A 13,286-nucleotide genomic window follows, 5' to 3' on the forward strand; every position below is an offset into this window, starting at 1 on the left:
CGTCAAGCAACCGAACAGCATGCGATATGGGAGGAATACACGGTATGGCGTCCAATATTTCGTTGACGGGCCTTGCCCACGATCTCGAGGAACGAGCCAGGTCCGGCAAGCCCATCCGCATCGGCCTGATCGGTTCCGGTGAAATGGGCACCGATATCGTCACCCGTGTCGCCCATATGTCCGGTATCGAGATCGGCGCCATCTCCGAATTGAACCTTCCCGCGGCCAGCAAGGCCGTCGACATCGCCTTCCAGGAAACCGGGCACGCGCGGGAAGTGTCGAACGCCTCGGCGATGACGTCGGTCATGGAGGCCGGTAAGATCGCCGTAACCAACGACTCCAGCCTGATCATCGGCAACGAGCTGATCGACGTCGTCATCGACGCGACCGGCGTTCCGGCCGTCGGCGCCGAGATCGGTCTGCGCGCCATGGAGCACGGCAAGCATCTGGTGATGATGAATGTCGAGGCGGACGTCACCATCGGCGCCTATCTTAAGAGCGAAGCCGACCGCCTTGGCGTGACCTATTCGCTGGGCGCCGGCGACGAGCCGTCTTCCTGCATGGAGCTGATCGAGTTCGTCTCCGCCATGGGCCACCCGATCGTTGCCGCCGGCAAGGGCAAGAACAACCCGCTTAACATCGACGCCACGCCTCCGGACTATGAGGAGGAGGCGAACCGCCGGCATATGAATGTGCGCATGCTGGTCGAGTTCGTCGACGGTTCGAAGACCATGGTCGAGATGGCGGCGATCGCCAACGCGACCGGGCTCGTTCCCGACAAGCCCGGCATGCACGGTCCGTCCGCGACGCTCGGCGAATTGTCGAAGGTGTTGGTGCCCGAGAAGGACGGCGGCGTGCTGTCGAAGGTCGGTGTCGTCGACTATTCGATCGGCAAGGGCGTGGCGCCTGGCGTCTTCGTCGTGGCCGATATGTCGCATCCGCGCATTTCGGAGCGCATGGAAGACCTGAAGATGGGCAAGGGTCCGTATTTCACCTTCCATCGCCCCTATCACCTAACGTCGCTGGAAGTGCCGCTGACCTGCGCCCGCGTCGTGCTCTACGGCAAGGCCGACATGGTGCCGCTGGCGAAGCCCGTGGCCGAGGTCTGCGCGGTCGCCAAGAAGGATCTGAACCCCGGCGACAAGCTCGATGCCATCGGCGAATATTGCTATCGCGCCTGGATCATGACGGCGCCGGAAGCCCATGCGGCGCGCGCCATCCCTTGCGGCCTGCTGCAGGGCGGCTCCGTCACGGCGCCCGTCAAAAAGGGCGAGCTCATCACCTATGCCAACGCCGCGCCCGCGCCGGGTTCGAAGATCGCCGAACTGCGCGCCCGCCAGGACAAGCTCGTCTACGGCGCTGTGGAGGCGTGATCATGGCCGGAGCCAGCAAAGCGGTCGTGGATAGCCGGGCCAACCTGCCTTTCGTCTATCGCCAGTACAGCCCCGAGCAACTGAGGCAGGTGCTCCATAAGATGTACCTCATCCGCCGTTTCGAAGAGGGCGCGGAAGAGTGCTACATGCGCGGCCTCATCCACGGCACCATGCACCTGTCGATCGGCCAGGAAGCCAGCGCCATGGGCATCTGCATGCCGCTCGCCGAGGATGACCAGATCACCTCGACGCATCGCGGCCATGGCCATTGCATCGCCAAGGGCGCCGAGGTCAGCCGCATGTTCGCGGAGTTCTTCGGCAAGACCACGGGCTACTGCAAGGGCCGCGGCGGCTCCATGCACATCGCCGACGTCGCCAAGGGCAATCTCGGCGCCAACGGCATCGTTGCCGGCGGCATTCCGATCGCGGTGGGGGCCGCGCTTTCGTCCAAGATGATGAAGACCGGCAAGGTGGTGGTCTCCTTCTTCGGCGACGGCGCCAACAATGAAGGCGCCTTCCACGAGGCGCTGAACATGGCGGCGATCTGGAAGCTGCCGGTGATCTTCGTGTGCGAGAACAACGGCTACGGCATGTCGACCTCGACGGCGCGCTCGACCGCGGTGAAGAACATCGCCGAGCGTGCGGCCGCCTATTCGATGCCCGGGGTCATCGTCAACGGCAACATCTTCTCCGAGGTGGCCGAGGCGTCCTTCAAGGCGGTCGAGCGCGCGCGCGCGGGCGAGGGGCCGACGCTGATCGAATCCAAGACCTACCGTCATCGCGGCCATTCCAAGAGCGATCGCAACCGCTACCGCACCAAGGAAGAGATCGAGGATTGGATGGCGAACCGCGATCCGATCACGCTGTTCGAGACCGAGCTGCGCGATTTCGGCTTCATCGACGACCAGGGCATCCAGGCAATCCGCGACGCGGTCGCCAAGGAGATCGCAGACGGCATCGAGTTCGCCAAGGAGAGCCCGGCGCCGGAGATCGCCACTCTTCAGAATTATGTTTACACGGAGCATGCGTGATGGACGCCGCGGTGCGTGAACTGAGCTACGCCCAGGCGATCCAGGAAGCCATGGCGATCGCCATGGATATGGACGAGCGCGTCTTCCTGATGGGGGAGGACATCGGCGTCTATGGCGGCGCCTTCCAGGTGACCGGCGATCTGGTCGAGCGCTACGGCACCGACCGGGTGATCGACACGCCGATCTCCGAACTGGGCGGCGCCGGCGTCGCGGTGGGGGCGGCCGTCACCGGCATGCGGCCGATCTTCGAATTCCAGTTCTCCGATTTCGCCACGCTAGGCATGGAGCAGATCGTCAACCAGGCGGCCAAGATGCGCTTCATGCTCGGCGGCGAAGTCTCGGTGCCGGTGGTCATGCGTTTTCCCGCGGGTTCCGGCACCGGTGCCGCGGCGCAGCACAGCCAGAGCCTGGAGGCCTGGCTCGGCCATGTGCCCGGCCTCAAGGTCATTCAGCCGGCGACACCGCACGATGCCAAGGGCATGCTGCTTGCCGCGATCGCCGATCCGGACCCGGTCATGATCTTCGAGCACAAGCTCCTCTACAAGATGAAAGGCCATGTGCCGGAAGGCCACTACACCGTTCCGATCGGCAAGGCCGAGACCCGCCGCGAGGGCCGCGATCTCACCATCGTCGCCACCTCGATCATGGTACAGAAGGCGCTCGATGCCGCGGCCGCGCTCGAAGGCGAGGGCATCGACATCGAAGTGGTCGACCTGCGCACGATCCGCCCGATCGACCGGCAGACCGTCATCGACAGCGTGAAGAAGACCTCGCGCCTGCTCTGCGTCTACGAAGCGGTGAAGACGCTGGGCATCGGCGCGGAAGTGAGCGCGCTGGTCGCCGAAAGCGAGGCCTTCGACTATCTTGACGCGCCGATCGTACGCCTCGGCGGCGCCGAGACGCCGATCCCCTACAATCCGGATCTGGAAAAGGCCACCGTGCCGCAGGTTCCCGACATCATAGCCGCCGCCCGCGACCTCGTGAAAGGGGTTCGCTGAGCGATGCCGACCGAAGTCATTCTTCCCAAGGTCGACATGGATATGGCGACCGGCCAGATCTCGCGCTGGTTCGCCGAGGAGGGCGCTCACGTCAAGAAGGGCGACGTGCTCTTCGAGATTGAGACCGACAAGGCGGCGATGGAGATCGACGCGCCGGCCAGCGGCACGCTGCGCAACGTCACCGGCAAAGAGCGCGTCGACATTCCCGTCGGCGAGCCCGTCGCATGGATCTATGCCGACGACGAGGTTTATGAGGCCAAGCAGGGTGAGGCGCCAATCTCCCCCCTCGTGGGGGAGATGTCGGCGCAGCCGACAGAGGGGGGCGCTGTCCCGCCAACGTCTCGTTCCTTCGCCCCCCCCTCTGCCCTGCCGGCCATCTCCCCCACAGGTGGGGAGATCAGCCAATCGCCGTCGACCGCGCGTGCAACGCCGCTTGCGCGCCGTTTGGCGCGCGAGGCGGGTCTTTCGATTGCCGGCATAAAAGGCAGCGGTCCGCGCGGCCGCGTCGTGCGCGCCGACGTTGAAGCCGCAGCCGCCGCGAAAGGCGCGGCCGCCCCTGCCCAGCCGGCCGCCGAGATTGCGGTTGAAGTCCCGTCCGCTCCGGTGCCCGCGCCGAAGCCGATGTCGGACGACCAGGTGCTGAAGCTGTTCGCCGAAGGTTCCTACGAGCTCGTGCCGCATGACAACATGCGCAAGACCATCGCTCGCCGCCTGGTCGAGGCAAAGTCCACCATCCCGCATTTCTATTTGACGCTGGACTGCGAGCTCGATGCGCTCTTGGCGCTGCGCACGCAGTTGAATGCCGCCGCCCCGATGAGAAAGACCGACAAGGGCGAAGTTCCGGTCTACAAGCTCTCGGTCAACGACATGGTCATCAAGGCCATGGCCATGGCGCTGATGGCGGTGCCGGATGCCAACGCCTCCTGGACCGAGAACGCCATGGTCAAGCACAAGCACGCCGATGTCGGCGTTGCGGTGTCGATCCCCGGCGGCCTGATCACGCCGATCATCCGCAAAGCGGATGAAAAGACGCTGTCGACCATCTCCAACGAGATGAAGGACTTGGCGAGCCGCGCCAGGAGCCGCAAGCTGACGCCGGAAGAATATCAGGGCGGCACGACGGCGGTGTCGAATCTCGGCATGTTCGGCATCAAGGACTTTGCCGCCGTCATCAACCCGCCGCATGCGACGATCCTGGCGGTTGGCGCGGGCGAGGAGCGGGCTGTGGTGAAGAAGGGCGAGATCAAGATTGCAACGATCATGTCGGTGACGCTCTCGACCGACCATCGTGCCGTCGACGGCGCGCTCGGCGCGGAGCTGCTGGGCGCCTTCAAGCGCATGATCGAAAACCCGATGGGCATGCTGGTGTAAGCCGACCCAGCCGGCTGTTGATCCGGCTTGTTCTTACGCCTTTGATCACCGACTTGTCAGGCCGGCAACTTGCGTGAATGCCGGCCCGGTGCTTGAAGCCGCCGTTATTTCGTTCCACATCGGGCGCAATGAACGGCAAGATGCGGGAATGGTTTCGGAATTGGCGGTGGGCCCTGGCCGCATCGCTGTTCCTGCATGCCCTGATCGCACCGTTCTTGTTCTTGGGCTTGCCGAGACCCGACCAACAGCCGGACCAGCAGGAACAGCCGGTCAACGTCGCGATCGTGCCGCCGCCCGATCAGCCCAAGCCGAAGCCTGTCCCAAAGCCGCCGGAGCCGACGCCTGAAAAGAAGGCCGAAAAGCCGCCTGAGCAGCCCGTGCAAAAGCCACCGCCTCCGCAGCCGCCGAAACCGCAGGACATACCGGTTCTGAAGCGGGTCTTTCAGTATGGCGAGAAGGATACCGGCCCGCAGAAATCTCCCGACGGCGGCAGCGCGCCAGCCAACGCCCCGTCGCCGGCCAAGGATCAACCCGCGAAGCGGCCTGAGGCATCGCAGCCCGCGCCCAACCAGTCCGCTCCGCCTGCAACACCCGAACAGCAGGCGGACACGAATAGGGCTAAAGAGAAACCGGGAACCGCCGCGCCGGAGGAAAAACCCGCACAAAGCGAGGAGACCGATACACAGCAGCCGGAAACGCAGGAGGCAGCTCCGCAAACCGCGGAAAAGCAAGCTGCCGAAGCGCCAAAGCCCTTGGCGGCCCAAGCCGGCGACAAGCCTGCGCCGGCCGAAAAGGCAAAGCCTAAAGCTTCCAAGGCAACGAAGTTCAAATCCGCACGGGCTTTGAGAGCGCCAAGCGGGAGCCCGGCAAGATCAAACCCCGCCGGCAGCGAGGTCGCGGGATCGCCGATCTATTCCGGCCTGCCGGGCGTCAGAAAGCTTTACTCGCCGGGTGCCACCGGCAACGCGCTGGCCACAAGCTCAATGGAGAACGTGCCGCGCGATCAGCGCGTTGCCAATCTTTGCGCTAATGTGCTGAACCAGGAATTGCAAAGCGCCGATTACTCGCCCAAATGGCTGCCGACCATTCCGCTGAAGCAGGGCAATGTTCTTAACCCTACGCAGACCGCCTTCAGCACGACAACCCAATGGTACGATCTGAGCTTCCGCTGCGAGGTCGACGCCGACGCGACGAGGGTCCTGTCCTTCAACTTCCGCGTTGGGGGATTGGTCCCGCCCGGTGAGTGGACGCGGCGTCGCTTCCCCAGCCTGCGCTAGAGCATCACCCGAACCGAAGGTCAGCGAACGCAAAAGTGGGAACCGGTTCGGAGAAGATCATGCTCCAACAAAGAGTTAGCTCAGGCCGGCACGCCCAGTCTTGGCTAACTCTCGGCTGACTTCGTGCCAGTCGGCGCAAACAAAATCCGCGCCGGCTGCCTTCAGCCGCGCGCTGTGTTCGGGATAAGTGTGCCCGCCGCCGGTATAGCCGATCGCGATCATGCCGGCCGCCACCGCGCCCTGAATGCCGAAAGGCGAATCTTCGATCACGATGCAGTCGGCCGGCTTCGCGCCCATCTTTTCGGCGGCGTGGAGGAAGATGTCGGGCGCCGGCTTGCCGTTCTTGACCATCGAGGAGGAAAAGATCGCCTCGCCGAAGAAGCGCGACAGTCCGGTCACCGACAGGCTGTGGTTGATGCGTTCCACCGACGACGACGAGGCGACGCAGCGGTTCCCGGCAAGCTCGCTCAGGAAAGGTTCGATCCCCGGCGTCGGTTTCAGTTCCTCGGAAAAGAGCAGCTTGGTTTCCGCCCAGATGTCGCCGTCGGCTGCCGGCGGAAACTGATGGCCGGTCAATTCCTTGATCTTCATGATGATGTCGGACTGCTTCATGCCAATGCATTGTGCAATGATGCCGCCATGGACGCCGGGCATGCCGTGTTTCTCGTAAACGCGCTCATAGGCCTTGGCGGCCAGCGGTTCGCTGTCGACGAGAACGCCGTCGCAGTCGAAAATCATCAGTCTAGCTTGCGCCACGCGCCACTCCCGGCCTCGGTTCGAACCCGCACATCGCTATCGATAAAAAGTCAGATGTTCAATAGTAAGGCCCCAACGCCTCAAAGCTGGCGCAGCGCCTCGCTGACTGGCGAGGATCCAAGCGCACGCTGCATGGCCTGGCGCGACTGCGCGCGGTCGGGGGTGATCCAGTTGGGCTCGGCGCCGAGGAACCGGTCGAGGAAAGCGACCGCATAGGCGGGCATTTCCGTCGCGTTCTCGCGGTAGGACCACCAGGTGCGCAGGTCGTCGGCGCATTTGTCGATGCCGGGCGCCGTGCCGAACTCCTGCTCGTGCACGGCAAGAATCGCCGACACGCAATAGTTCGTATAGAGAAATCCCTCCGGCCAGAAGCGCACGATTTCCGCCGTGCCGGCATTGGCTTCGGTCTGGATCATTTCGCCTAGGCCTGAGACCTCCCGCGCCGGCGCCTGCCGGATCAGCTCGCGCAGCACCAGCCCGGCGGCGAAGACGATGAAGTCCGCGCGGTCGACCGCGGCGAATCGCTTCTGCGCTTCCATGACTTCGATCCAGTCGAGAAAGGCGCGCGTCAGCTTGGCCTCATCGATCTCGAAACGAACGCCAAACGTTTCCGACACCACCTTCGCGCTGCTGCGGAAGGTGGCGCGAAACCAGCGCAACTGCCGCAGCCGGTGGCGAAGGTCCGGCATAAGCGCGAGTTCGTGCCTGAAAGGCAGATCCATGTCTCATATCCCGTTTGAAGACAGGCTAGCACAGGGGCCGCCAATGCCGAAATCGGCCAGCCGGCTGTGGAGCGGTATAGCGGCTAATATAATACATGTTGACATTCGAGGAAACAAATGTTCTCACTTTCGGGTCGTCTCCGCTCCGTTCAATATGTGCCGGAGAAAGCGACTCGGGAGGAAACCGAAATGGCGATCTGGCAGTGGGCGCTGCTTCTGCTGTTTGTTGTCTGGGCGCTGCAATCGCTCGGTGTCTGGCTGCAGATGCGGCATTATTCGGACGTCTTCAAAGGTGTCACCGGAGAGTTCAAGGACGGTTTCGTCGGCGCGGGCAATTTCCGCGGACGGCTGGCCAAGGGCACGATTGCGCTGATCGTCGTGACGCCGGATCTCATCGTGCGCCGCATGATGGTCATGAGCGGCCGTTCGGTGCTGACCAAGTTCAAGCGACATGAAGAATTCGAGGGCATCCCCCTCGATCGACTCCGGTCCAACCCTGCGATCATGGGGGAGGGGGAACCCGGTGTGGCCGAGGCCGTGAAACGGGCGATCGAGCAGATCGATCGCGCGCGGTCGGAGCCGGGGAAGAAGCCGGGCCTGTCCGGCTTGAACGTAGCAAGGGCATAAACGGACGCCGGCAGCCGGCTGGGAACGACCGGCGGGGGTCATAAGGAGGAGAAATGTCTGTAATCACATTATTGGCGCAGCATGCCGACCTGGCGGTGCATAACCTGCATGTCGCAGGCACCATGGTCTCGGATGCAGCCTGGCACGGCAAGCTCGGCGTCGAGCATGCCACCGATCATCTCGTGGTCCTGGCGCAGGCGACCACCGACAATGCGCCGGTCACCGCCGATCAGCTGAAGGAACAGCTGAAGAACGTGCAGCAGGAAGAGCAGCTCGGCTGGCTGACCGCGATCGGCAAGTATTTTATCGGCATCTTCCAGAAGGGCGGCGAAGTGTTCGCCGGCTTCCTCACCGGCATCATCCCGACGCTGGTGGTGCTGATGACCGCCTTCTATGCCGTCACCGAACTGGTCGGCGAGCAACGCGTCCACGGTCTCGCCCGCGGCGCCGGTCGCATCGCGCTGACCCGCTATACGGTGCTGCCGGTCCTGTCGGTGTTCTTCCTCACCAACCCGATGGCCTATACCTTCGGCTCCTTCCTGGAAGAAAAGCACAAGCCTGCCTTCTATGACGCGGCGGTGTCCTACGTGCATCCGCCGCTCGGCCTTTTCCCGCATATCAACCCCGGCGAATATTTCGTCTGGGGCGGCATGCTGGTCGCGCTGCTCGATCTCGAGAAGCGGGGCGTCATCGCCAACGGCTATCACGTCAAGGTGGCGATCTGGTACGCCATCGTCGGCCTCGTCGTGATCCTGCTGAAGGGCATCCTGACCGAGCGCATCACGGCCATCATGGCACGCCGCCAGGGCGTCGATCTCTAAGGGCGGGAGGACACCATGGCCAAGACATATAAGGCAGTAAAGATATCGAAGGGCTCCACTGGTTGGGGCGGCCCTCTGGTCATCGAACCGACCGAGCAGCGCAGCAAGGTCGTGTCGGTGACCGGCGGCGGCATTCATCCGGTGGCGCAGCTCATCGCCGACATGACCGGCGCCGAGGCCGTCGACGGCTTCAAGTCGCCGCCGATCGAAAGCGAGATGGCTGTCGTCGTCGTCGACTGCGGCGGCACAGCGCGCTGCGGCGTCTATCCGCGCAAGCGCATCCCGACCGTCAACCTGACGCCGGTCGGCCAGGCGGGTCCGCTCGCCCAGTTCATCACGGAAGACATCTACGTTTCGGGCGTGAAGCCGGCCAACATCACAATGGCGGACGGATCCGAAGCGGTCACCACTGCGGGGGGAGCAGCATCGATGAGTTCAAGCAACAACACCACTGCCAGGGCTGCCGAGCCGCTGCCGAGCGAAGGCGGGCTTATCGGCCTGATCAGCTCCATCGGTCGCGTCATGGGCCGCGTGGTCGGCATCTTCTTCAACTCCGGCCGCCGCACCATCGATCAGGTTGTCCGCAACGTGCTGCCTTTCATGGCCTTCGTGACCATGCTGATCGGCCTGATCCTCTATACCGGCATCGGCGACGTGCTGGCGCAGCCGATGGGTCCGCTGGCCAACAACATCGTCGGCCTGCTGGTCATCTCGGCCATCTGCGGCCTGCCGTTCCTGTCGCCCATCCTGGGGCCAGGCGCGGTCATTGCCCAGGTCATCGGCGTCGCCATCATCGGCCCGCAGATCGCCAACGGCACCATCTCGCCCGCAATGGCTCTGCCGGCGCTGTTTGCCTACAACACCCAGGTGGGTTGCGATTTCGTCCCCGTCGGTCTGGCGCTCGGTGAGGCCAAGCCGAAGACGATCGAAATCGGCGTGCCGGCGGTGCTCATCAGCCGCCAGATCATGGGCCCGGTCTCCGTGCTGATCGCATGGGTCGTCTCCCTGATCGTGTTCTAAATCACAGGTAAAACGAGGTTCGCCATATGTCGGTTCTTCTCAAGACACGGGTCACAGCCATCGGACCCGAAGTGGCGGACCTCGCCGAGGGCGGCGTGATCATCCTTTTCGCGGATGGCTCGCCTCCCGAACTGGCCGAAGTTTCCGTGCTGCACAAGACGGAGGAAGGCCCAAGCGACGAGGCGCCGGCGACGGGCGCCTCGATCACGCTCGGACCGGTGTCGGCGACGATAACGGCGGTCGGCTCCACGGCCTGGAGCAAGGTCCGCGAGATGGGTCATGTCGTGATCTCCTTTAATGGAGCATCCGAGGCCGAAAGGCCGGGCGAGGTTTGCGCATCCGAGGTCGATACCGGAGCGCTCGTGGCTGCCCTGACACCGGGCGCTGTCATCACCATCGCCGCCTGATAATATCCGCGCCGTCTGTCGACGGCGCCCAAACCTAGAGTATTGCCATGGAACGCTCGACCATCGTCAGAGTGCACGAAGGTTTGCACGCCCGTCCCGCCACGCGGTTCGTGAAACTCGCCAAGGGTTTCGAATCCGATGTCGAGCTGGTCAAGGACGGCAAGGCGGTCAGCGCCAAGAGCTCGGTCAAGCTGATGCTCCTGGCGGTCAAGGAAAACCAGGAAGTCACCGTGCGCGCCAACGGTGCCGACGCGATCGAGGCGATCGAGGCACTGATCGGCTATCTGGAGAACCCGCGCGCCGGCCTCGACGACGAGAACGAGGCGGGTGAAGCTGGCTCGGAAACCGCAGCCGCGGCGCCCGCTCCCGAGGCCGCGCCGCCCGCCGCCGCAGCGACGGATGGAACCCCGAAACTTAAAGGCGTCGCCGCCAGCGAGGGCGTGGCGATCGGGCCGGCCTTTGCCCATTTCCCACCGGAGATCGAGGGACCGGGCAGGCGCCTGCAGGCCGATGAGATCGAAGGCGAGCTCGAGCGCTTCCGCGGCGCCGTCGCCAGCGTGCAGGCGCGTATGGACCGCACGCTTGCCGAGAACAATCTCTCCGCCGGCGACCGTGGCATCATCGCGGCCTTGCGCGACATTGCCGCCGACGACGGCCTGACCGGCGAAGTCGAAAGGCTGATCAAAGGCGGTGACGATGCGGTCTCGGCGGTGATTGCGGCCGCGGCCATCATTGCCGCCGATTTCAGCGCTGTCGACGACCACTATCTCAACGCCCGCGCCGACGACGTCCATGCGGTCGGCCGGCAGATCTGCCTGGTGCTGCTCGGCCAGGACGAGGTCAGCCTGGAAACCATACCGCAAGGCGCGATCCTCATCGCCGACGACATCGGCGCCTGGGACCTGGCGCGCGCGCCGCTGAAGCGCATCGGCGGCGTGGTCTGCGGCCATGGCGGCGCCACCTCGCATATCGCCATCATCGCTCGCTCGCACGGCATCCCGGCCGTGCTGGGCCTCGGCGACAAGATCAACGAACTGCGCACCGCCAGGGAGGTGGCGATCGACGGCAATGCCGGCCATGTGATCGTCGATCCGAACCAGGCGACGCGCGCTGATTTCACCCGGCGTGTCGAGGCAGCGGCGCAGGAGCGTGCCGGCCTCAAGGTATTCAAGAGCGTGACGCCTACCCGCGCGGACGGCACCGTGATCGAAGTCGCGGCCAATATCGGTTCGCTGGAGGAGATCGAGGCGGCACAGGAAGCCGGCGCCATGGGCGTCGGGCTGTTCCGAACCGAGCTGCTCTTCATGCGCCACATGCATCTGCCGTCGGAAGACATGCAGGCCGAGACCTACAGCGCGCTGGCCAAGGCGTTTGCGCCGCATTCGGTCATCGTGCGCACGCTCGATATCGGCGGCGACAAGCCGATCGCCGGTATCGAATTTCCCGACGAGGAAAACCCCTTCCTCGGCTGGCGCGGCATCCGCATGTGCCTGGACCGGCCTGACATCTTCAAGCGTCAGTTGCGGGCGCTGCTCAGGGCCGCCGTGCATGGCAACATCAAGGTGATGCTTCCGATGGTCTCGGAGATTGCCGAGGTCACGCGCACCCGCGCCTTGGTCGCGGAATGCGCGGCTGAACTGAAGGCCGAAGGCGTGCCGCATGCCAATTTCGATCTCGGCGTCATGATCGAGACGCCGGCCGCCGTGCTGATCGCGCCGGCGCTGGCGAAGGAAGTGGCGTTTTTTTCGATCGGCACCAACGACCTGACGCAGTACATCATGGCCGCCGACCGCCTCAACCCAACAGTCGCCAAGCTCAATGACGTCACCAATCCGGCGGTGATGTCGGCGATCGAGCTGACGGCCAAGGCTGGCGTCGGCGCCGGCATCATGGTGGGCATGTGCGGCGAGGCCGCCGGCCGCCCGGACCTGATCCCGGCCTTCATCAAGATGGGCCTGACCGAACTCAGCATGAGCCCGGCCTCGATCCAGCGTGCCAAGAAGACGATCGCTGCAATGGCGACTGAGCGGTAGCGATTGCTGTCGGCGGTTACGTCAGATGCGCGAGCAGGGTGGCGAGAACCGGTGTCAGCTCCTGGACGGCATTGGCATGGGCGCAAGCCTGCCGGATGCGATCCTCCCGCACCTCGGCCGCCAGCACCGCTATCTCGAGAATGTCGGGCTCGGGCGTACCGCCATCCGCCTTGGTCGCCAGTCCGCAGGCCAGCACCACGGGCGCAAGGCACCTGATGTCGAGAGACCGGTCACCGGCTATCGCCGGGCCTGCCACGATTTCGCCAGGCTGGACCGGGCGGTGGTTGAGGCACTCGAGGAGGAGAGCCGCGCAGGCCGCCGCGACCTGATCCGTGGATGCCGTTTCCGCCGCCGCGGCAGCCAGAAGATCCGCATGGCGCTTGCGCATCGCGACATGCACGGCGGAAAAACTCGCCTCGTGAACGCGGGGGTTGTCGATGCCGTAGCCGGAGAGAACCGCCCGGGTCAGGTAATACATGTCACGCCTGAACTGACGCTCACCGCCGATCTGCCGGTCTTCATCGCCTTGCGGGAAGTAGGCCCGCAGGCTTTTCACGGTCGTGCCGTCGACCTTGAGCGGCCGGGAATGCGGAACGAAGGATTCGGCGATCGTCAGCGCCTCGTCGACGGCGCTTGCGGCATGACCGAGCAGGCTGCGGCCCGGAAAGGGCGGCAGATTGCCGGCGATGTCGTGAGAGCTGCCGCCGGCGCTGTCGTGACGGCTTTGGCGGATCGCGTCGCGCAGTTCCCGAAGCCGGTCCTTCAGGTTGGCGCGGACATCCTCGGAGATTTGTCGCAGCATCGCCAATCGCCTCGAAATGCTGAAGCCGCTCACGGCTTGGGGCGTCAG

13 protein-coding genes are annotated in these 13,286 nt (G+C 64.5%); 10 read left to right on the forward strand and 3 right to left on the reverse strand.

The genetic code is table 11. The annotated features are described in order from the left end of the window. The first annotated feature begins 44 nt into the window (after positions 1-44). The 5 genes from P9273_RS21910 to P9273_RS21930 all read left to right on the forward strand — a co-directional run bounded on the left by P9273_RS21910 (position 45) and on the right by P9273_RS21930 (position 6,050). On the forward strand, positions 45-1,373 hold the full coding sequence (locus P9273_RS21910; RefSeq protein ID WP_278050767.1) for an NAD(P)H-dependent oxidoreductase: 1,329 nt from the start codon (positions 45-47) through the stop codon (positions 1,371-1,373). Between the two features lie 2 nt (positions 1,374-1,375). Beyond that, positions 1,376-2,404: a thiamine pyrophosphate-dependent dehydrogenase E1 component subunit alpha gene (locus P9273_RS21915; protein ID WP_278050768.1), complete on the forward strand. Its 1,029-nt coding sequence runs from the start codon at positions 1,376-1,378 to the stop codon at positions 2,402-2,404. Then, a complete protein-coding gene (locus tag P9273_RS21920; RefSeq protein ID WP_278050855.1) occupies positions 2,404-3,402 on the forward strand; it encodes an alpha-ketoacid dehydrogenase subunit beta in 999 nt (332 codons plus the stop codon). The genes P9273_RS21915 and P9273_RS21920 overlap by 1 nt, the downstream gene beginning before the upstream one ends. 3 nt (positions 3,403-3,405) lie before the next feature. Beyond that, complete coding sequence (locus tag P9273_RS21925; RefSeq protein WP_278050769.1) at positions 3,406-4,773, forward strand: pyruvate dehydrogenase complex dihydrolipoamide acetyltransferase; 1,368 nt, start codon at positions 3,406-3,408, stop codon at positions 4,771-4,773. Positions 4,774-4,901: 128 nt separating this feature from the next. Beyond that, positions 4,902-6,050 (forward strand): DUF930 domain-containing protein, encoded by a 1,149-nt coding sequence (locus P9273_RS21930; protein WP_278050770.1) that lies wholly within the window; start codon positions 4,902-4,904, stop codon positions 6,048-6,050. A gap of 75 nt (positions 6,051-6,125) precedes the next feature. Here the strand turns inward: P9273_RS21930 and P9273_RS21935 are convergent, their stop codons facing one another. Together P9273_RS21935 and P9273_RS21940 are read right to left on the reverse strand one after the other, a co-directional pair. Next, positions 6,126-6,806: an HAD family hydrolase gene (locus P9273_RS21935; RefSeq protein WP_278050771.1), complete on the reverse strand. Its 681-nt coding sequence runs from the start codon at positions 6,804-6,806 to the stop codon at positions 6,126-6,128. 80 nt (positions 6,807-6,886) lie between these two features. Beyond that, the gene (locus P9273_RS21940) at positions 6,887-7,528 is read right to left on the reverse strand and encodes a hypothetical protein (protein ID WP_278050772.1); all 642 of its coding nucleotides are present in this window, start codon (positions 7,526-7,528) and stop codon (positions 6,887-6,889) included. A gap of 189 nt (positions 7,529-7,717) precedes the next feature. Here P9273_RS21940 and P9273_RS21945 point away from each other — a divergent pair, with 189 nt between their 5' ends. The 5 genes from P9273_RS21945 to ptsP are packed head-to-tail and all read left to right on the forward strand — an operon-like array spanning position 7,718 to position 12,436. Then, on the forward strand, positions 7,718-8,155 hold the full coding sequence (locus P9273_RS21945) for a transcriptional regulator GutM (RefSeq protein ID WP_224509260.1): 438 nt from the start codon (positions 7,718-7,720) through the stop codon (positions 8,153-8,155). Positions 8,156-8,208: 53 nt separating this feature from the next. After that, the gene (srlA, locus tag P9273_RS21950) at positions 8,209-8,976 is read left to right on the forward strand and encodes a PTS glucitol/sorbitol transporter subunit IIC (RefSeq protein ID WP_278050773.1); all 768 of its coding nucleotides are present in this window, start codon (positions 8,209-8,211) and stop codon (positions 8,974-8,976) included. Between the two features lie 15 nt (positions 8,977-8,991). Further along, entirely contained in the window at positions 8,992-9,996 is a 1,005-nt protein-coding gene (srlE, locus tag P9273_RS21955) for a PTS glucitol/sorbitol transporter subunit IIB (protein ID WP_040999896.1), read from the forward strand. A 26-nt stretch (positions 9,997-10,022) separates the two neighbouring features. After that, positions 10,023-10,403: a PTS glucitol/sorbitol transporter subunit IIA gene (locus P9273_RS21960; RefSeq protein WP_278050774.1), complete on the forward strand. Its 381-nt coding sequence runs from the start codon at positions 10,023-10,025 to the stop codon at positions 10,401-10,403. A 47-nt stretch (positions 10,404-10,450) separates the two neighbouring features. Then, a complete protein-coding gene (gene ptsP / locus P9273_RS21965) occupies positions 10,451-12,436 on the forward strand; it encodes a phosphoenolpyruvate--protein phosphotransferase (protein ID WP_278050775.1) in 1,986 nt (661 codons plus the stop codon). A 16-nt stretch (positions 12,437-12,452) separates the two neighbouring features. On the opposite strand, the gene P9273_RS21970 is transcribed toward ptsP, so the two are convergent. Beyond that, positions 12,453-13,238: a hypothetical protein gene (locus tag P9273_RS21970; RefSeq protein WP_278050776.1), complete on the reverse strand. Its 786-nt coding sequence runs from the start codon at positions 13,236-13,238 to the stop codon at positions 12,453-12,455. Between the last annotated feature and the right edge of the window lie 48 nt (positions 13,239-13,286).

Source organism: Mesorhizobium sp. WSM4935, from assembly GCF_029625735.1.
Taxonomy (GTDB): Bacteria; Pseudomonadota; Alphaproteobacteria; order Rhizobiales; family Rhizobiaceae; genus Mesorhizobium.